We start from the raw sequence: 18,076 nt of genomic DNA, 5'->3' as shown, positions 1-18,076 counted from the left end.
GAAATCGGTCATATTCTCCCAAAATCCAGGGCTTTTTGCGCGCTTCCGGACGTCTGCATATCTGCGCCTTGTCGAATTAGTTCATGCGGAGTCAGCCGGGTTAACCGACCAGTAATACTAACGCGCTTTAATGATCCCACTTCAATTTGTGTCATATGTGGGTCGAGTCATGCGTAAAAGTGTATCGCCAAAAACTGGACTGCCGATCGTCCGCGTATGCGGCGCAATGGTCCTGGTAGGCGCCCTTGCCGGTTGCAGCTCGGATGCTTCGCGCTTCACTTCGGTCTTTTCCACCGACAATCTGACGACGGCCTCCATTCCGCGCGGTCGATCCCCGCTGCGCGAACAGCCTCCGGTGCCAGCCGAAAACATCGGCGGTGGCGGCTATGGCCAGCAGCAGGCCATGGCGCAGCCGATGCCGGCCCCCACGTATCAGCAGAACACCTATCAGCCGGCCGCAGCCCGCGCCGCAAGCACGCCGGCTGCCGTCCAGCGTGCCGAGCTGTCCGCTCCGTCGGGCATGGCGGCTCCCGCCTCCAGCAACAATTCCGAGCGTGCCCAGGCCCTGGCGCAGCCATTTCCGTCGATGCCGTCCGGCAACGGCACCCAGACCGCAGGCCTCGGTGCGCCGCCGCAAAATCTTGCAGAACCCAGCGTCACTGGCTCGACCCCGAAGACGGGGCAGTGGTCGACGGCCAAGGCGACGCGTGTCACCCTGCATCAGGGCGAAACCATCGGCACGCTCGCCAACAGGTATGGCGTGCCGGAGCGCGAAATCCTGAAGGCCAACGGCCTGACTCAGTCCTCCGATGCGGCAACCGGCCAGCTCGTGGTCATTCCGAGCCTTGCCGGCGGAAACGCCGCGCGTGCTGCAGCCGATGCCAACGGCATTCCGGATGGCGGCAAGCCGGGTCTGCCCGACGGTCAGCAGCAGAATGTTGCCGTCCTGCCGACGGTACCCGGTGCGCGTGACAAGCAGCAGACCTCGACGCTCGCCGCAACCGGCAAGACCGCGACCGGGGCCGGCACCGGCACCTATGTCGTCAAACCCGGCGATTCGATCGCCCGCATCGCCCAGCAGCATGGTGTGACGGCGGCCGAACTGAAAAAGGCGAACGGCCTCACCACCGGTGCGATCCGCATCGGCCAGACCCTGACCCTGCCGGCAAAGGCCAGCCAGGCGGCCGCTACACCCGTTGCCGCTGATCCGGTCAAGACCGCTTCGGTTCCGGCATCTGGGCAGCCCGCAGAATACAAGGCGCCTGCCGCCACGAAGTCGGTCTCGGAAGTCGCCTCGGTCGATCCGGAATCCTCTGCTCCGCAGGCAACGGGCATCGGCAAGTATCGCTGGCCGGCACGCGGCGCCGTCATCGCCAACTTCGGTTCGAACATCGATGGCAAGCGTTCCGACGGTATCGCGATTTCTGTCCCGACCGGTACACCGATCAAGGCCGCAGAAAACGGCGTCGTCATCTACGCCGGCAATGGCCTCAAGGAGCTCGGCAACACGGTTCTGATCCGCCACGACGACGGCAAGGTCACGGTCTACGGCCATGCCGACAGCCTGTCGGTTCAGCGCGGCCAGAAGGTTCAGCGTGGCCAGACGATCGCCACCTCCGGTATGAGCGGCAATGTCACCCGCCCGATGCTGCATTTCGAAGTCCGCAAGGATGCGGCTCCGGTCAATCCGATCACTTATCTGGAATAGGTTTTGCGTACCAGGTAATGGCCAAAGGCCCGGGTTCGTCCCGGGCCTTTTTCGTTGGATCATGCGTTGTCTGTGGAGATCCGCAGGCGACCGGCGAGGTCCTGGATATATTGCCAGGCGACACGGCCGGAGCGGCCGCCGCGCGTCGTCGCCCATTCGAGCGCCGCATGATGCAGCTCTGCCTGGGGCAGGGGCAGCTTGAAGTGGGCCGCATAGCCGTCGATCATCGTCAGATAGTCGTCCTGGCTGCATTTGTGGAAACCGAGCCACAGACCGAAACGGTCCGAAAGCGAGACTTTCTCCTCCACGGCTTCCGACGGATTGATGGCCGTTGACTGCTCGTTTTCCATCATGTGGCGCGGCAGGAGGTGTCGGCGGTTCGACGTGGCATAAAAAAGGACATTGTCCGGCCGGCCCTCAATGCCGCCGTCGAGCGCTGCTTTGAGCGATTTGTAGGCGGTGTCGTCATGGTCGAAGGACAGGTCGTCGCAGAAGACCAGGATGCGATAGGGAGCGGCCTTGAGGATATCGAGCAACCCCGGTAGCGAGGCAATGTCCTCGCGGTGGACTTCGATGAGCTTGAGGGCGGCGCCGGTTGTCGCCCTGATGTCGGCATGCACGGCCTTGACCAGCGAGGACTTGCCCATGCCGCGCGCACCCCACAGCAGCACGTTGTTGGCCGGGAAACCCTGGGCAAAGCGCAGCGTGTTGTCGTGCAGGATGTCACGCACATGATCGACGCCGCGGATCAGGGAGAGCGCGACCCGGTTCGGCCGTTTCACGGGCTGCAGGTGCTGGCGGGTGGCGTTCCAGACAAAACAGTCGGCCGCCTCCCAGTCGTTCGCGACGGGTGCGGGCCCCGCCAGTCGTTCAACCGCATTGGCAAGCCGCGTTACTTCGGCAAGCAGCGCCGCCATCATCTGATCAGCCATCATGTCCTCCAAGCCCGGTGAAATCGGAGCTTTGCCTGTCTGGGGACGCGGTATCACGAGCATTTGCGCACAGAAAGTGTAAGGACCGGGAAAATGGTACGCCTTCGCGCTGTTTCTGTTGCATTCATAGGCCCGGTTACTATATTCCGGCGACCTGAACGGGGGGTGCCCGAGCGGCGCTTACACTTGTCTTCATAGGAGTTTCACATGTTTGTCACGCCAGCCTTTGCCCAGGACGCGACGGGTGCTACCGGCGCCATGGGGTCGGGTTTCGAGATGCTTCTGCTCTTCGCACCGCTGATGGTCGTCTGGTACTTCTTCCTGATCCGTCCGCAGCGCCAGCAGATGAAGAAGCGTGAGGAAACGTTGTCGACCATCCGCCGCGGCGATCAGGTCATCATGGGTGGCGGCATTGTCGCCAAGGTGACCAAGGTGGTCGACGACAAGGAACTCGAAGTCGAAATCGCCGATGGCGTGAAGGTTCGTGTTCTGCGCCAGTACATCGCGGAAGTCCGCGTCAAGGGCGAGCCGGTCAAGACCGAAACGGCAGCCTGATCCCCCGCTTGGGCCGGCACTGCGCCGGCCTTTGCTCTTTTTCCGCCTATTTTCCGAGAGTTCCATGCTTCACATTTCCCGCTGGAAGACTGCGTTCATCTGGTTGACCGTCCTGGTCAGCATTCTGATTGCCATACCGAATGTCTTCTCAGACGAGACGCTGAAGTCCTTCCCGTCGTGGCTGCCGACCAACAAGGTCACGCTCGGCCTCGACCTGCAGGGCGGCTCGCATATCATGCTGAAGCTGGAGCGCCAGGACATCGTCAAGGAACGGTTGGAAACGATCGTCGGCGATGTGCGCACGCAGCTGCGTGATGCCAATATCCGCTATACCGGGCTGTCCGGCGTCGGCCAGCAGATCCAGGTTCGCATCTCCGATACGGACAAAGTCGCTGCAGCGGTCGAGGCCCTGACCTCGCTCACCACGCCGGTGAGTGTCGGCGGCCTGACCGGTGGTTCGGTCACGGAAGTGACGATGGAACAGGCAGAAGACGGCCTGCTGCGCCTGACGCTGACCGATCCGGGCATCGACTACCGCGTTTCCTCCGCACTGACACAGTCGATGGAAGTCGTCCGTCGCCGCGTCGACGAACTCGGCACCACCGAGCCGTTGATCCAGCGCCAGGGCGAAGACCGCATCATCGTCCAGGTGCCGGGTCTGACCGATCCGCAGCGTCTGAAGTCTCTGCTCAACCAGACCGCCAAGCTGTCCTTCCGCATGGTGGACACCTCGATGCCGGTCACGGAAGCGATCAACACCCGCCCGCCGGCCCAGTCGGAAGTGCTCTATTCGACCGATGATCCGGCCGTGCCTTATCTGGTCGAGAAGCGCGCGCTGATCTCGGGTGAAAACCTCGTTGACGCCCAGGCGTCGTTCGACCAGCGTTCGAACGAGCCGGTCGTCAGCTTCCGCTTCGACAGCCGCGGCGCCCAGCGCTTCGCCCAGGCAACGCAGCAGAATGTCGGCCGTCCCTTCGCCATCATCCTCGATGACCAGGTCATTTCCGCTCCTGTGATCCGCGAGCCTATTCTCGGCGGTTCGGGTCAGATCTCGGGCAATTTCTCCGTTGAAGGGGCAAACGACCTGGCCGTACTTCTGCGCGCCGGTGCATTGCCGGCAACGCTCACCGTGGTTGAAGAACGCACCGTCGGTCCGGGCCTTGGCCAGGATTCGATCAATGCCGGCGTCACCGCCAGTATCCTCGGCGCGCTTGCCGTCGTCGCCTACATGATGGTCTTTTACGGGACCTTCGGCCTGATGGCGAACATCGCGCTCACGGCCAACATCATCATGATCATGGCGGCGCTGACGCTGATCGGCTCGACGCTGACGCTGCCGGGTATCGCCGGTATCGTGCTCACCATGGGTATGGCCGTCGACTCCAACGTTCTGATCTATGAGCGCATCCGCGAGGAAGCGCGCAATGGCCGGTCACTGATCCAGTCGATCGACATCGGCTTCAAGAAGGCCTTTGCGACCATCGTCGACGCCAACCTGACGACCCTGATCGCGGCCGTGGTTCTGTTCTTCCTCGGCTCCGGCCCGGTGCGCGGCTTTGCCGTGACGCTCTCCATCGGTATCGTCACCACGGTCTTCACCGCCTTTACCATGACCTTCTGGCTGATGGCGCACTGGTATCGCTGGAAGCGTCCGAAGTTCATCCCGAAGAGCGTTCGCACCGGCTTCTTCGACAACCGCAACATCCGCTTCATGGCGATGCGCAAGATCAACTTCGCAGCCGCCATGCTGATTTCGATCGCTTCGGTGATCGGCTTCTTCACCGTCGGCATGAATCTCGGCATCGACTTCAAGGGTGGCTCGATCATCGAGGTCAAGGCACGCCAGGGTGCGGCGGACCTGTCCGATATCCGCGAGCGGCTGAGCCAGTTGAACCTCGGCGAAATCCAGGCTCAGGGCTTCGGTGACGACAGTAGCGCGTTGATCCGACTGCAGGCGCAGGACGGCGGCGAGAATGCCGAGCAGTCGGCCCTTGCAAAGGTCCGAGGCGAACTGGAAGCCGAATACGATTTCCGCCGTGTGGAAGTTGTCGGTCCGTCGGTGTCGAGCGATCTCACCTACACCGCCACTCTTGGCGTGGCCGTGGCGCTGCTCGGTATCCTCATTTACATCTGGTTCCGCTTCGAATGGCAGTTCGCTCTGGGCGCCATCATCGCCACCCTGCACGACGTCATCTTCACGCTTGGCCTGTTCGTGCTGACCGGGTTCGAATTCAACCTGACCAGTATCGCCGCCATCCTGACGATCATCGGCTATTCGCTGAACGACACCGTTGTCGTCTACGACCGCATGCGTGAAAATCTGCGACGCTACAAGAAGATGCCGCTCGACGTGCTGATCGACGAATCGATCAACCAGACGCTGTCGCGAACGGTTCTGACGGCAGGTTCCACCTTCCTGGCTCTGCTTGCTCTCTACATCTTCGGTGGCGAAGTCATCGCCTCCTTCACCTTCGCCATGCTCGCCGGTGTGGTGATCGGGACCTTCTCGTCGATCTACATCGCGGGTCCGGTGCTGATCGCCTTCAAGCTGCGCCCCGAGACCTTCCAGAAAGGCGACGAGAGCGACGCCGACAAGGCTGCCGCGAAGGCGGGGGCCTGAGCCGATGATCTTCGGTTTTGGAGATAAGGGCATCGTCAAGCGCGATGCCCATTTCCCCGGCCGGCCGGTGATCGATTCCTATGGCAATGGCGGTTTCCGTTTTGCCGACATGTCCCACAAGGGCTCCCTTCTCCTGCTGCCATCCGGTGTCTATGGCTGGGATCAGACGGAAGAGGAGCCCCTGACAGTCCGATCCTTCGAACGTGTGTTTGCCGAGACGGGCATCGAATTCCTCATTGTTGGAACGGGCCAGCAGCTTCGGCTGATCGACCCGGCCGTGCGGGCCGCGCTCAAGGAGAAGGGCATCGCCAGCGATCCGATGGGAACCGGCGCTGCGTTGCGTACGTATAACATCATGCTGGCCGAAGAGCGGCCGGTCGCAGCGGCTCTGATTGCCGTCTGAGCAAGCCCCCGAAAGGTGCCCCGTGAGCGAAATGAAGCCGGACAATGAGGCGCTGTGCCTCGCAGCCCTGCGCGATTTCGACCGCGACCGTTATCTCGCGGCACTGCTGACACCGGCGGAAAAGCGCGCATCCATCGTTGCGCTCTATGCCTACAACGCCGAACTCGCGAGGGTCCGCGAACTTGTCCGTGAGCCGCTGCCCGGAGAGGTGCGCTTGCAATACTGGCGTGACCTCCTCCAAGGTTCCGGCCATGGCGAGACGGCGGCCAATCCGGTCGCGGCCGAACTGCTGCGGGCGATCCGGGATCGCGGATTGCCTGTTGCCGCACTCGTCGCGATGGCCGATGCCCGCATTTTCGATCTCTACGACGACCCTATGGAATCAACGCAGATGTTCGAAGGCTATGCCGGAGAAACGTCGGCGTCTCTCATCCAGCTCGCGTCGCTTGTGCTTGATGCGAAGGCAGCCGAAGGCGCGTTCGACATCGTCGGTCATGCCGGCGTGGCACTGGCGGTGGCCGGCGCGCTTCTGCTGCTGCCGGTCCACAAAGCGCGCGGCCAGGTTTACCTGCCGCTGACGGTTCTCTCGGCAGCCGGCCTCGATCGCGAGAGTTTCCTGGAAGGCCGGGATCCTGCGCGGCTGAAGGCTGCCATCGAGGCCTTTGCCGGCTATGGCCTGGACCATTTGCGCCAGGCGCGGGCTGCGGGGGCGATCCCGAAGAGCCTGCTGCCGGCCTTTCTGCCTGTGTCCCTGGCGTCGGGCGTCCTCAAACGCGCCGCGCGCAATGGTGCCTCGGCACTCTCCCACGACTTCCGCGCGCCGCAATGGCGCCGTCAGCTGGCGATGCTGCGGCTCCTAGTGACCGGTCACCTGTAGGCGAGGTGGCGGATCTGCCAGTGGTCACGTTCGCGCAAGCCTGGGCGTTTATGCGGGAGCGGATATGAACTGCGACTGTGGAGCCGCGAGCCGATCATGGTGACCTGGGGTATCGTATTGGCGCTTGTCGGCGTCCTCGCCTACTTCTCTTCCCGCATGGCGCGTCAGCAGGACGCCGACGGCCTCCAGGATATGGGGCTGGCGATCATGGAGTTCGGCCGGGCCTTTCCGCAGGAGGCGATCCGCAGCCTGCATGCGACGGTCGACGGCAAGGCGGTTTTCGTCCGCCTGCACGACAACAAGGCCGGCTTCATGCGCAATATGCGCAGCCACTATGCTTGCCACCTCATCGAGCCCGGTACGGTTCGTGTGCGCGATCTCGGCAATGGCAAGAGCTTTGCGGTGGAGTTTCTCGAAGCACCGTTCCACAACGGCGAATTCCGCTTTGCAACGGCCGCTGAAGCGGCCGAAGTCTCGCTGTGGCTGCTGGGGAATTATGTCGGTCCGGCCGATCGCGAGATCGAGGTTCTGCCGAGCGCCTGAGGCACCCGGCAGCCCTGATCCGCCTCAGGCGCGGTCAAGCCACGCCTTGCAGTCTTCCAGCGCGCGCGCGGCCACCAGCTGCCGCTTCATGATCGTCTTGTCCTTGCCACGGAAGCGCTTGACGCCCTCCGGCTTGACGATCGAGCCCGGCTCCAGCTCCGGAAACAGCCCGAAATTGATGTTCATCGGCTGGAACGAGCGCTTGCCCGGTTCCTCGTCCGAGACGATATGGCCGCCGGTGATGTGGTTGAGCAACGAGCCGAGGGCAGTCGTCGCCGGCGGCAGGCTGATTTCCTCACCCTTGCGCTCAGCGGCTGCGAACCGGCCGGCGAGCAGGCCGATCGAGGCGCTTTCGACATAGCCTTCGCAGCCGGTGATCTGGCCGGCGAAACGCAGGCCTGGACGGGCCTTCAGCTGCAGGGTCGGATCGAGCAGCGTCGGGGAGTGGATATAGGTGTTGCGGTGCAGACCGCCGAGACGGGCAAATTCGGCGTTTTCCAGGCCCGGGATCATGCGGAAGATCTCCGCCTGGGCGCCATACTTCAGCTTCGTCTGGAAACCGACCATGTTGTAGAGCGTGCCAAGCGCATTGTCCTGACGCAGCTGCACGACGGCATAGGCCTTGACGGTCGGGTTATGGGCATTGGTGAGGCCCATCGGCTTCATTGGCCCGTGGCGGAGTGTCTCGCGGCCGCGCTCGGCCATGACCTCGATCGGCAGGCAGCCGTCGAAATAGGGTGTGCCTTCCCATTCCTTGAAACCGACGGCATCACCCTCGATCAGCGCGTCGATGAAGGCATTGTACTGGGTCTCGTCGAGCGGGCAGTTGATATAGTCCTTGCCCGTGCCGCCGGGGCCGACCTTGTCGTAGCGCGACTGGTACCAGCAGATGTCCATGTTGATGCTGTCACGATGCACGATCGGTGCGATGGCATCGAAAAAGGCGAGCGCATCCTCGCCCGTCTTCTCGCGAATGGCTTCTGCGAGCGACGGCGAGGTGAGAGGACCCGAGGCAATGATGGCGAGGTCCCAGGCTTCGGGCGGAAGCCCCGTGACTTCCTCGCGCACGATTGTGATGAGTGGATGGGCTTGGAGCTCTGCCGTGACCGCCTCGGAAAAGCCGTCGCGATCAACAGCCAGCGCACCGCCGGCCGGAACTTGGTGGCGGTCGGCGCAGGCCATGATCAGCGAATTCGCCATGCGCATTTCGGCATGGATGACGCCGACGGCATTGGAGGTTGCATCATCAGAGCGGAAGGAGTTGGAGCAGACCAGTTCGGCAAGGCCATCGGTCTTGTGTGCATCGGTGCCGCGCACGCCGCGCATTTCATGCAGGATGACCGGAACGCCGGCCTGGGCAATCTGCCAGGCGGCTTCGGAGCCGGCAAGGCCGCCGCCGATGATGTGAATGGGGGAGAAGGAGCTATCTGTCATGGGCGGCTTCCTATCACGGACGAGCGGCCAAGGTCCATCGGATCTCGCAGTCGACGGGGCATGCCGATCGCTGCAAGAGAGGTCCTGGAATCAAAAACGGCACCATGCGGTGCCGTTTCAAACCGACTTCAATGCAGTTCCGATCAACGGAAGGAGCGCGAAGCGATATTGCGGATTTCGTAGCGGGTGATGCCGATGTCGTTCAGGGTCTGGCTGGACAGGTTGCCCAGTTCGGCCATCGTGCGGCGGTAGCTCATCCAGTTCTTGGCAATGCGGATCGGGTTCATGGTCGTTTCCTCGGTTGTATCTCTTGGCTGATCCTGCGGTGTTTCCCGCATCAGCGATTGATGTTCTTATACGCCCGTAAAACAATATTGTGCAGTGCAAATAATGTGCGACTGCCATGCATTTGTGCATGAGGTTGGCGCGATAAGGAGCAAGTCCAGCCGGCTGCTCAAAAACGCGCCACAGGTTAATCGCTATTCATGAATGCAGAAAAGCCCGCAATCGCGGGCTTTTCGGAGGTCTGGAACGTGGGATTCGAGCCGTCAGATCGGCTTCACGAGGATATGCTTCTTTTTGCCCAGCGACAGCTTGATCACGCCATCGCCTGTCAGCTGTGCATTTCCGACAACCATGCGCTCGTCGGAGACTGCAGCGTCATTGATTTTTACCGCACCGCCCTGCACATGGCGACGGGCTTCACCGTTCGAGGCGGCAAGGCCCGCCTTGACGATCAGTCCGAGCAGGCCGATGCCGGCTTCGAGTTCGCTGGACGCGATTTCGACGGTCGGCAGCGTATCGGCGAGTGCGCCTTCCTCGAAGGTCTTGCGGGCCGTTTCGGCAGCCTGTTCGGCAGCGTCGCGACCATGCAGCAGGGTCGTGACTTCTGTGGCAAGGATCTTCTTGGCCTCGTTGATTTCGGATCCGCCAAGCGCAGCCAGACGGGCGATCTCGTCCATCGGGAGAATGGTGAAGAGCTTGAGGAAGCGCACGACGTCGGCGTCTTCGGTGTTGCGCCAGTACTGCCAGAAGTCATAGACCGGCAAGAGGTCGGCATTGAGCCAGACGGCACCCGAGGCCGACTTGCCCATCTTGGCGCCAGAAGAGGTGGTGAGCAGCGGTGCCGTCAGCGCATAGAGCTGCGGCGTGCCCATGCGGTGGCCGAGGTCGATGCCGTTGATGATGTTGCCCCACTGGTCGGAGCCGCCCATCTGCAGCCGGCAGCCATAGCGCTGGTTCAGTTCGACGAAGTCGTAGGCCTGCAGGATCATGTAGTTGAATTCGAGGAAGGACAGCGACTGCTCGCGGTCGAGGCGCGTCTTGACGCTGTCGAAGGAGAGCATCCGGTTGACCGAGAAATGCCGACCGACATCGCGCAGGAACTCGAGGTAGTTCAAGGGGCGCAGCCATTCGGCATTGTTGATCATCAGGGCGCCGCCCTTCGGACCATTGTTGTAGTCCAGATAATGCGAGAAGCAGCGCTTGATCGAGGCGATATTCTCTTCGATCGTCTCGAGGGTCATCAGCTTGCGCGCCTCCTCCTTGAAGGAGGGGTCGCCGACCATGCCGGTACCGCCGCCCATCAGCGAGATCGGCTGGTGGCCGGTCTGCTGAAACCAGCGCAGCATCATGATCTGCATCAGGTGACCGACATGCAAGCTGGATGCCGTCGGGTCATAGCCGATATAGGCCGTCACGCTTTCCTTGGCGAGCAGGTCGTCGAGCCCCGTTTCATCGGACATCTGATGAATGAAGCCGCGCTCGGAGAGAATGCGGAGGAAATCGGACTTGAACTTCGTCATGACGCTGTTGCTTTCGGGTTCTCTGATCTTTCGGTGGTATTCTTGGAAATCCGCGCGGGCTTTAGCATTGTTTTTTGAATTGTGCACCCGTCTCGGTCATGAATGTCGGCCAAGACGGGTGGTCGAATCGGGTGATGTATGGCGCGGATGAAGACAGCGATCGGTCTGATGAGCGGAACCTCGATGGACGGCATCGACGTGGCACTGGTGCGCACGGATGGCGAGGCTATCGTCGAGCGCGGCCCGTTTCTCTCGGTGCCCTATGAGCCGGCGTTTCGCGAGCGGCTGAAGCAGGCTCTGGACGACGCGAAGGCGATCCGGGAACGCCGCGAACGACCAGGCGATCTCTTCCGTATGGAGAGGGACCTAACGTTACGGCATGCCGAAGCGGTGCGCCTTTTTCTCAAGCATGCGGGATTGTCCGCATCCGACATCGACCTGATCGGCTTTCACGGTCAGACTGTTCTGCATCGTCCGGACGAAGGGCTGACCGTCCAGATCGGCGACGGCGCGTTGTTGGCAAAGAAGACCGGCATTCCCGTCGTCTACGACATGCGCGCCAATGACATGATGTATGGTGGGCAGGGCGCGCCACTGGTGCCGGTCTATCATCAGGCGCTGGCGCACCAGATCTCCGGCGATCAATGGCCCGTCTGTTTCGTCAATATCGGCGGCATTTCCAACCTGACCTTTCTCGGCCGCGACGGCACGATTACAGGTTTCGACAGCGGACCGGGTAACACCCTGATCGATCAATGGGTCGAGACCCATGCCGGCATCCCCTATGACGATGGCGGCCGCATTGCCTCGGAAGGAAGCGTGATCCCGGCGCTTGCCGACCGCTATCTCGACAATCCATTTTTCACAGCGCCGACACGCCGTTCGCTCGACCGCAATGATTTCCGGCCGCCGGAGGGCACTGATGCGGAACTCTCGGATGGTGCGCGCACACTGGCCTATGTCTCGGCCGCAGCGATTCTCAAATCCGCCGCCCACCTGCCAGCGCAGCCGAAGACCTATGTAATCTGCGGCGGCGGGCGGTTGAACCGGACCATCATGGCCGATCTGGCCCGGTTGGCGGGCGAACAGGGCGCCGACGTCCTGTCCGCGGAAGCAACCGGCTTTGACGGCGATGCGATGGAGGCCGAGGCCTGGGCCTATCTTGCCGTGCGGTCTGCACGGGGGCTGCCGCTGACCTTCCCGGGCACGACGGGCGTGACGTTGCCGGTCAGCGGCGGTGTGCTGGTACGCCCCGTGATTCTGGAAACCGAACGTCTGTTGCTGAGCCCATGGGAACGGGGGGATGAAGCCTCTCTTGCTGCTCTTCATGCGACGTCGGAAACGAGCCTCTATGTCGGCGAAGGCGTGCCCTGGAGCCTCGACTACGCGAAAAGACGCATTGATGGGTGGCGCTCCGCGTTTGCCTTACGCGGTCTGGCGACACTTAAGCTTCTGGCAAAGGACGATGGCGCTTTCATCGGGCGTGCCGGCATAAACTGGTACGAGGATGACGGGGCTCATCAGGTTGTCTACTCCATCGCCCGGCATGCCTGGGGACAGGGATATGCGACAGAGATCGCCGCCGCGCTCAGAGACTGGTTCTTCACCCGAAACATCGCTGACCGGCTCGAGGGCATGGCGCATGTCGACAACAAGGCTTCTATCCGCGTGCTGACGACGATCGGCATGACGCCCACCATCCTCAGGCAGGTTCGTGGAGAGCCCTGTCAGTTCTTCGAGATCGATCGGGTGTCATGGGAGCGGGCAAAGGCCATTCCATCCCGCAATCCCAATTCATAGGCATGCCGGATGCCGGCGGCGTCACCCACGGCAAACTTGTTCACCGGAATGTCTTCGCTCGGACCGACCACGATGCGATTGGGGGCTGATGGCGGTTTGCGGCCGAAGCGGGTCGAGAGAAGCAGCGTGCGCCAGCCCTTGTTCTCCACCTCGCGCAACTTCGTCAGCGGCGGATTGTCGACGAGGCCGCCGTCGAGATAGGCGCGACCACGCACGCGTCCGATCGGCATGAAGGGCGGGACGGACGAGGTTGCCATTAGCGCATCCACCAATTCCCCCGGGTAGTCGATATTGTGCGTCGATATCCACACTGGCCGCAGGCCCAGTCTTGCGCCGGCCTTGGAATGCACGCCGTCCGTCAGCAGTTTTTCGATCTGGTAGGCTCCGATCGAACCCAGTGCGCCGAATGCACCGGGCATCCAATCGGGCAGTTCGGAAAGCTGGATCAGCATGGGCGGGGCGGCCTTCAAGGCCGCGAGTTCCTCATTGCCGAATTCGCTGTCGAGCAGTTGGCGGAAGAGCGACCCGACCACGAGAGGGGATTGCCGGCGCCGCAGCGCCCGCCAGTCGACGCCGCGATGTCCCTTTTCGGCAAAGGCGAAGGCGGAGGCCCGCACTCGGTCCCCGACGCCGGCCAGAAACATGGCGCCGTGATAGGCCCCGGCGGAGACGGAGACGTAGAAGCGCGGATTGAGGGACTGGTGTTCGCTGTAGGCTTTCAGAAACCCGCTCTGCCAGTAGCAGCGGTTTCCACCGCCTGCGAGCCCGACGGCGTCGAAGGAAAGGTCTGAGGTCATTGAAAATCACGTATGTAAATAATGATCACAGGTCAGTCGCGCTGCAGGAGAGCGAGTGCCTCTGCTTCCCGACCTTTGCCACGTTCGGCCATCTCCTGGAACAGGCGGTGGGCATCATGCTGCATGACCATCTCAGCCGTCATATCGGACAACAGGCGCTCGGGGGTCACGCCTTTTTCAGCCGCGATCAGGTCCACCTTTTCATGGACCTCCGAACTCAGTTCAACGGTCAATGCATTCATGCCCAAAGCCTCCTGGCGGCTGTCTCTGGAGTTTCGATCATGATGTGCGGAAACCTGAGTTCGGCCCGCTCGAAATCGCGAATGTTCGATGTGACGAGTATATGCGCATTGGCCGAGATTGCCAATTCGAGCAGGTGATTGTCACCGTCATCGACCAGATTGGGACGCCACTTGAAATAGGCGGTGCGCCAATGGCAGCGTGAGAGGAAGATTTCCAGAAGTGCCGTGCGCTCTTGGGAATTCAGTCGGGCGCGCAGGAATGGTTCGGTTCTGGATAAGACGTCACGGTATTCCATCAAAAGTGGACCGGACATGAAAGGGACGAATCGTCCGTCGAAACAAGCCTCAATCACCTTCGAGGCAGGACCCTGGCCGATACAAGCGCTGATTAAAACGTTTGTATCGGCCACGATCCGGATCATGTCACCGGATCCGCTTGGCGGCCGGTTCGGGGACCAGTTCGCCTTCGAGGCGACGGTCGAGATAGTCTTCGCATTCGCCCATCAGCGTTTCCACCTGGCCGTTGAAGAAGTGGTTGGCGCCGGTCACCGTCTTGTGGGTGATCAAGATGCCCTTCTGCGTCTTCAGCTTGTCGACGAGGCCCTGGACGTCCTTTTCCGGCGCCACCTTGTCGCCGTCTCCATGGATGATCAGGCCGGAGGACGGGCAGGGGGCGAGGAAGGAGAAGTCGTAGATGTTCGGCTGCGGCGCAATCGACATGAAACCTTCGATCTCAGGGCGACGCATCAGGAGCTGCATGCCGATCCAGGCGCCGAAGGAGTAACCGGCGACCCAGCAGCTCTTCGAATCCGGATGCAGGCTCTGCACCCAGTCGAGCGCCGATGCGGCATCCGACAGCTCGCCGGCACCATGGTCGAATTCGCCCTGGCTGCGGCCGATGCCGCGGAAGTTGAAGCGCAGCGTGGTGAAGCCGCGCTTCTGGAACATGTAGAAGAGCTGGTAGACGATCTGGTTGTTCATCGTCCCGCCGAACTGCGGATGCGGATGCAGGATGATGGCGATCGGTGCGCTTTTTTCCTTCGACGGCTGGTAACGACCTTCGAGGCGGCCCGCCGGGCCGTTGAAAATGACTTCGGGCATTGAGACTCCGGTCCGTAACAATTCTGTCGGCTCTGGCGCATCATATCAGGAAGCTGACTTGACGAAGTCAGTCAGCTTTTCTAAAACGAAGTTTAGAACCGTTCGAAACTGGATGCGGCTGCATCCGGGTTGAAGGTGTCATAGGACAAGCCCGGCCGAAATTTCAAGGAAAATGCGCCGGGGGAACCAGAGGTCTGCCTGAGGAATGGCAATCGCACGCATCTATCTGGACTGGAACGCGACCGCGCCGCTCTTGGGCGTGGCGCGCGATGCCGTCCTGGAAGCGATGACCCTGCCCGGCAACCCGTCTTCGGTGCATGCCGAAGGGCGTGCCGCGCGGGTTGTGGTTGAAAAGGCGCGCCGGCATGTGGCTTCGCTCCTCGGCGCCGAGCCGGCCCATGTGACCTTCACGGGCAGCGCGACGGAAGCGGCGAACCACGTCCTCTCTCCTGTCTACCGCATGGGCAAGGCGAAGATCGCCGTCGGCCGCCTCTATGTCTCGGCGATCGAACATCCGGCGGTCCGCAATGGCGGCCGTTTTGCGCCTGAGCAGGTGTCGGAAATCCCGGTCACGCCACAGGGTCTCGTCGATCTGAACGCGCTGGCGGATCTGCTCGCCGCCCATGATGTCACTTCCGGCATGCCGCTCGTCGCGATCATGCTGGTCAACAATGAAACCGGTCTGATTCAGCCAATCCGCGACGCAGCCGCCATCGTAAAGAAGCATGGTGGCCTTCTGGTGGTTGACGCCGTCCAGGCAGCGGGACGAATTCCGGTGTCGATCACAGACCTCGGTGCCGATTTCCTCATCGTCTCGGCGCACAAGCTGGGCGGCCCCAAGGGTGTGGGTGCGCTCGTGTCGCGCGGCGAAACGCTGATGCCCGAACCGCTGGTGCGCGGTGGCGGCCAGGAAAAGGGCCATCGAGCGGGAACGGAAAACCTGGCTGCGATCGCGGGCTTCGGCGCGGCGGCGCGGGCCGCGGGTGAAGATATCGAGGGACGCAATGCCGCGATTGCGGCTCTGCGCGACCGGGCTGAAGAGGCGATGCTCAGCGTCGCGCCAGAGACTGTCATCTACGGCCGTAGGCTTGCCCGCGTCGCCAACACAAGTTTCTTCCGTCTGCCGGGCCTGAAGGCCGAGACGGGGCAGATTGCATTCGATCTCGAAGGTGTGGCGCTCTCGGCCGGGGCTGCCTGCTCCTCGGGCAAGGTTGGCGCCAGCCATGTGCTGACGGCCATGGGCGAGGATGCCGCACATGGTGCGCTGCGCCTGTCGCTCGGAACCGGTACGACGGAGGCTGATATTGACCGCTTCACCGCGGTCTTCGAAAAGGTCGCTCAACGCCGCAAGCGCGCCGAACAGGCAGCGTAAAGCGCAGGAAAACTTGACGAGTGTTCGTTTTTCCCTTGCCAAGAGGGTGAAATGCTGGCTCGAAAACCTTAAGTATGGCGGGACACCGCCCAACGTTAACAAGCTGCCGGAATTTGGCCCGGCAAGATTGGAGAACGACCATGGCTGCTGTGCAGGAAACGATCGATCAGGTTCGCCAGATCGATGTGGATCAGTACAAGTATGGTTTTGAAACCACCATCGAAGTCGACAAGGCCCCGAAGGGACTGTCGGAAGATATCGTCCGCTTCATTTCGGCCAAGAAGAACGAGCCGGAATGGATGCTCGAATGGCGCCTCGACGCCTACAGGCGCTGGCTGACGATGGAAGAGCCCACCTGGGCCCGCGTCGACTATCCGAAGATCGATTTCAACGACATCTACTATTATTCGGCGCCGAAGACGGCGGCCGGCCCGAAGTCGCTGGACGAGGTCGATCCGGAACTTTTGAAGGTCTATGAGAAGCTCGGCATTCCGCTGAAAGAGCAGGAAATGCTGGCAGGCGTCCAGACCTCGAAGATCGCCGTCGATGCCGTCTTCGATTCGGTCTCGGTCGTCACGACCTTCAAGGCCGAGCTGATGAAGGCCGGCGTGATCTTCATGTCGATCTCGGAAGCGATCCGCGAATATCCTGATCTGGTGAAGAAGTATCTCGGCTCGGTCGTACCCGTCACCGACAACTACTATGCGACGCTGAACTGCGCGGTCTTCACCGACGGCTCCTTCGTGTACATCCCCAAGGGCGTCCGTTGCCCGATGGAGCTCTCGACCTATTTCCGCATCAACGAGAAGAACACCGGCCAGTTCGAGCGCACGCTGATCGTCGCCGAAGAAGGCGCCTACGTCTCCTATCTCGAAGGCTGCACGGCACCGCAGCGCGACGAAAACCAGCTGCATGCAGCCGTGGTCGAACTCGTCGCCATGGATGACGCAGAGATCAAGTATTCGACGGTCCAGAACTGGTATCCCGGCGACAAGGACGGCAAGGGCGGCATCTACAACTTCGTCACCAAGCGTGGCGATTGCCGTGGCGACCGCTCCAAGATCTCTTGGACCCAGGTCGAGACCGGCTCTGCGATCACCTGGAAATACCCGTCCTGCATTCTGCGCGGCGATGATAGCCAGGGCGAGTTCTACTCGATCGCCGTCTCCAACGGTCATCAGCAGGTCGACAGCGGCACCAAGATGATCCATCTCGGCAAGAACACCAAGAGCCGGATCATCTCCAAGGGCATCTCGGCGGGCGTGTCGCAGAACACCTATCGCGGCCAGGTCTCGATGCACCGCAAGGCGGAAAATGCCCGCAACTTTACCAATTGCGATTCGCTCCTGATCGGTGACACCTGCGGCGCGCATACGGTTCCTTACATCGAGGTGAAGAACTCGACGGCCAAGGTGGAGCACGAGGCGACGACCTCGAAGATCTCCGAGGACCAGAAGTTCTACGCCATGCAGCGCGGCATCCCGGAAGAAGAGGCGATCGCGCTCATCGTCAACGGCTTCGTCCGCGACGTCATCCAGCAGCTGCCAATGGAATTTGCGGTTGAGGCGCAGAAGCTGATCAACATCTCGCTTGAGGGGTCGGTCGGTTAACCTTGCAGGATTGTCTGAATGGAAGCGGACAGGGGGAAGCAGAGGCAGTGGACCTACCTGAGAGAGAAAATGGAGCGGATCTACGACCGTGCCGGATATCTCTTGCTCATGGTCGGTGTCTTGTTCGTTTTGTTCGTGACCTTCTACTCGGATGACTGGTTGCAAACGCTCTGGCGAGGTGTGCTCATAATCATGACGCGTGGTCGAAGTGATCCTGCGGCCTGAAATGGGAACGTTTCGATGTCTAATGCTCTAGCGTTCAGGCCGAGTTGGCCAG

Annotated in this window: 17 protein-coding genes and 1 pseudogene; 10 read left to right on the top strand and 8 right to left on the bottom strand. The window is 61.6% G+C overall.

Annotation, left to right across the window (positions count from 1 at the left end):
* Window positions 1-169: 169 nt before the first annotated feature.
* Window positions 170-1,708, top strand: a complete 1,539-nt coding sequence (locus DMY87_RS18760) for a peptidoglycan DD-metalloendopeptidase family protein (protein ID WP_110793172.1) — start codon at window positions 170-172, stop codon at window positions 1,706-1,708.
* A gap of 59 nt (window positions 1,709-1,767) precedes the next feature.
* Here DMY87_RS18760 and DMY87_RS18755 read toward each other — a convergent pair whose 3' ends face one another.
* Window positions 1,768-2,640 carry an ATP-binding protein gene (locus DMY87_RS18755; RefSeq protein WP_110793171.1) on the bottom strand — a complete coding sequence of 291 codons (873 nt, stop codon included), beginning with the start codon at window positions 2,638-2,640 and terminating at the stop codon, window positions 1,768-1,770.
* Window positions 2,641-2,847: 207 nt separating this feature from the next.
* Here DMY87_RS18755 and yajC point away from each other — a divergent pair, with 207 nt between their 5' ends.
* The 5 genes from yajC to DMY87_RS18730 all read left to right on the top strand — a co-directional run bounded on the left by yajC (window position 2,848) and on the right by DMY87_RS18730 (window position 7,638).
* Window positions 2,848-3,195: a preprotein translocase subunit YajC gene (gene yajC, locus DMY87_RS18750; RefSeq protein ID WP_110793170.1), complete on the top strand. Its 348-nt coding sequence runs from the start codon at window positions 2,848-2,850 to the stop codon at window positions 3,193-3,195.
* 64 nt (window positions 3,196-3,259) lie between these two features.
* Window positions 3,260-5,815: a protein translocase subunit SecDF gene (gene secDF, locus DMY87_RS18745; RefSeq protein WP_110793169.1), complete on the top strand. Its 2,556-nt coding sequence runs from the start codon at window positions 3,260-3,262 to the stop codon at window positions 5,813-5,815.
* Window positions 5,816-5,819: 4 nt separating this feature from the next.
* Entirely contained in the window at window positions 5,820-6,218 is a 399-nt protein-coding gene (locus DMY87_RS18740; protein ID WP_110793168.1) for an Mth938-like domain-containing protein, read from the top strand.
* Between the two features lie 31 nt (window positions 6,219-6,249).
* Window positions 6,250-7,095 (top strand): phytoene/squalene synthase family protein, encoded by an 846-nt coding sequence (locus DMY87_RS18735; RefSeq protein WP_110793167.1) that lies wholly within the window; start codon window positions 6,250-6,252, stop codon window positions 7,093-7,095.
* 96 nt (window positions 7,096-7,191) lie between these two features.
* Window positions 7,192-7,638: a hypothetical protein gene (locus DMY87_RS18730; RefSeq protein ID WP_110793166.1), complete on the top strand. Its 447-nt coding sequence runs from the start codon at window positions 7,192-7,194 to the stop codon at window positions 7,636-7,638.
* A gap of 24 nt (window positions 7,639-7,662) precedes the next feature.
* Here DMY87_RS18730 and trmFO read toward each other — a convergent pair whose 3' ends face one another.
* From trmFO to tyrS, 3 genes are all read right to left on the bottom strand, one after another.
* Window positions 7,663-9,072, bottom strand: coding sequence for a methylenetetrahydrofolate--tRNA-(uracil(54)-C(5))-methyltransferase (FADH(2)-oxidizing) TrmFO (gene trmFO / locus DMY87_RS18725; protein ID WP_110793165.1), 1,410 nt, complete (start codon window positions 9,070-9,072; stop codon window positions 7,663-7,665).
* A gap of 143 nt (window positions 9,073-9,215) precedes the next feature.
* Window positions 9,216-9,359, bottom strand: a complete 144-nt coding sequence (locus tag DMY87_RS18720) for a DUF1127 domain-containing protein (protein ID WP_082511209.1) — start codon at window positions 9,357-9,359, stop codon at window positions 9,216-9,218.
* 261 nt (window positions 9,360-9,620) lie between these two features.
* Complete coding sequence (gene tyrS, locus DMY87_RS18715) at window positions 9,621-10,877, bottom strand: tyrosine--tRNA ligase (RefSeq protein WP_110793164.1); 1,257 nt, start codon at window positions 10,875-10,877, stop codon at window positions 9,621-9,623.
* A 138-nt stretch (window positions 10,878-11,015) separates the two neighbouring features.
* Between tyrS and DMY87_RS18710 the strand changes: the two are divergent.
* Window positions 11,016-12,128: pseudogene (locus tag DMY87_RS18710) on the top strand (anhydro-N-acetylmuramic acid kinase); the annotation flags it as partial.
* Window positions 12,117-12,677, top strand: a complete 561-nt coding sequence (locus tag DMY87_RS24430; RefSeq protein WP_245408981.1) for a GNAT family N-acetyltransferase — start codon at window positions 12,117-12,119, stop codon at window positions 12,675-12,677. The pseudogene DMY87_RS18710 and the gene DMY87_RS24430, both read left to right, overlap by 12 nt.
* On the opposite strand, the gene DMY87_RS18705 is transcribed toward DMY87_RS24430, so the two are convergent.
* Genes DMY87_RS18705 through DMY87_RS18690 form a run of 4 tightly spaced genes read right to left on the bottom strand, consistent with a single transcriptional unit; the run spans window position 12,605 to window position 14,817 of the window.
* Window positions 12,605-13,474, bottom strand: coding sequence for a patatin-like phospholipase family protein (locus tag DMY87_RS18705; protein ID WP_110793162.1), 870 nt, complete (start codon window positions 13,472-13,474; stop codon window positions 12,605-12,607). The two genes, DMY87_RS24430 and DMY87_RS18705, sit on opposite strands and share 73 nt — an antisense overlap.
* A gap of 32 nt (window positions 13,475-13,506) precedes the next feature.
* On the bottom strand, window positions 13,507-13,716 hold the full coding sequence (locus tag DMY87_RS18700; protein ID WP_110793161.1) for a toxin-antitoxin system HicB family antitoxin: 210 nt from the start codon (window positions 13,714-13,716) through the stop codon (window positions 13,507-13,509).
* Window positions 13,713-14,138, bottom strand: coding sequence for a putative toxin-antitoxin system toxin component, PIN family (locus DMY87_RS18695; RefSeq protein ID WP_110793160.1), 426 nt, complete (start codon window positions 14,136-14,138; stop codon window positions 13,713-13,715). Before DMY87_RS18695 ends, DMY87_RS18700 begins: the two co-directional genes overlap by 4 nt.
* Window position 14,139: 1 nt before the next feature.
* A complete protein-coding gene (locus DMY87_RS18690) occupies window positions 14,140-14,817 on the bottom strand; it encodes an alpha/beta hydrolase (protein WP_110793159.1) in 678 nt (225 codons plus the stop codon).
* Between the two features lie 205 nt (window positions 14,818-15,022).
* Between DMY87_RS18690 and DMY87_RS18685 the strand changes: the two genes are divergently transcribed.
* Both DMY87_RS18685 and sufB read left to right on the top strand, forming a co-directional pair.
* Window positions 15,023-16,189, top strand: coding sequence for a cysteine desulfurase family protein (locus DMY87_RS18685; RefSeq protein WP_110793158.1), 1,167 nt, complete (start codon window positions 15,023-15,025; stop codon window positions 16,187-16,189).
* 140 nt (window positions 16,190-16,329) lie between these two features.
* On the top strand, window positions 16,330-17,799 hold the full coding sequence (gene sufB, locus DMY87_RS18680) for a Fe-S cluster assembly protein SufB (RefSeq protein ID WP_110793157.1): 1,470 nt from the start codon (window positions 16,330-16,332) through the stop codon (window positions 17,797-17,799).
* Window positions 17,800-18,076: the final 277 nt, after the last annotated feature.

It is taken from the genome of Peteryoungia wuzhouensis (assembly GCF_003205195.1).
GTDB lineage: Bacteria > Pseudomonadota > Alphaproteobacteria > Rhizobiales > Rhizobiaceae > Allorhizobium > Allorhizobium wuzhouense.
Note: the sequence above shows the minus strand (reverse complement) of the source record. Positions and strands in the feature narration are given on the sequence as shown.

Excerpts from the sequence above, each read along its gene's own strand:
- sufB (WP_110793157.1), top strand. The coding sequence starts at position 16,330 with ATGGCTGCTGTGCAGGAAACGATCGATCAGGTTCGCCAGATCGATGTG.
- DMY87_RS18730 (WP_110793166.1), top strand. The coding sequence starts at position 7,192 with ATGGTGACCTGGGGTATCGTATTGGCGCTTGTCGGCGTCCTCGCCTAC.
- secDF (WP_110793169.1), top strand. The coding sequence starts at position 3,260 with ATGCTTCACATTTCCCGCTGGAAGACTGCGTTCATCTGGTTGACCGTC.
- DMY87_RS18700 (WP_110793161.1), bottom strand. The coding sequence starts at position 13,716 with ATGAATGCATTGACCGTTGAACTGAGTTCGGAGGTCCATGAAAAGGTG.
- DMY87_RS18735 (WP_110793167.1), top strand. The coding sequence starts at position 6,250 with ATGAAGCCGGACAATGAGGCGCTGTGCCTCGCAGCCCTGCGCGATTTC.
- DMY87_RS18705 (WP_110793162.1), bottom strand. The coding sequence starts at position 13,474 with ATGACCTCAGACCTTTCCTTCGACGCCGTCGGGCTCGCAGGCGGTGGA.
- DMY87_RS18685 (WP_110793158.1), top strand. The coding sequence starts at position 15,023 with ATGGCAATCGCACGCATCTATCTGGACTGGAACGCGACCGCGCCGCTC.
- trmFO (WP_110793165.1), bottom strand. The coding sequence starts at position 9,072 with ATGACAGATAGCTCCTTCTCCCCCATTCACATCATCGGCGGCGGCCTT.
- DMY87_RS18690 (WP_110793159.1), bottom strand. The coding sequence starts at position 14,817 with ATGCCCGAAGTCATTTTCAACGGCCCGGCGGGCCGCCTCGAAGGTCGT.
- tyrS (WP_110793164.1), bottom strand. The coding sequence starts at position 10,877 with ATGACGAAGTTCAAGTCCGATTTCCTCCGCATTCTCTCCGAGCGCGGC.
- DMY87_RS18695 (WP_110793160.1), bottom strand. The coding sequence starts at position 14,138 with ATGATCCGGATCGTGGCCGATACAAACGTTTTAATCAGCGCTTGTATC.
- DMY87_RS18760 (WP_110793172.1), top strand. The coding sequence starts at position 170 with ATGCGTAAAAGTGTATCGCCAAAAACTGGACTGCCGATCGTCCGCGTA.
- yajC (WP_110793170.1), top strand. The coding sequence starts at position 2,848 with ATGTTTGTCACGCCAGCCTTTGCCCAGGACGCGACGGGTGCTACCGGC.
- DMY87_RS18755 (WP_110793171.1), bottom strand. The coding sequence starts at position 2,640 with ATGGCTGATCAGATGATGGCGGCGCTGCTTGCCGAAGTAACGCGGCTT.
- DMY87_RS18740 (WP_110793168.1), top strand. The coding sequence starts at position 5,820 with ATGATCTTCGGTTTTGGAGATAAGGGCATCGTCAAGCGCGATGCCCAT.
- DMY87_RS18720 (WP_082511209.1), bottom strand. The coding sequence starts at position 9,359 with ATGAACCCGATCCGCATTGCCAAGAACTGGATGAGCTACCGCCGCACG.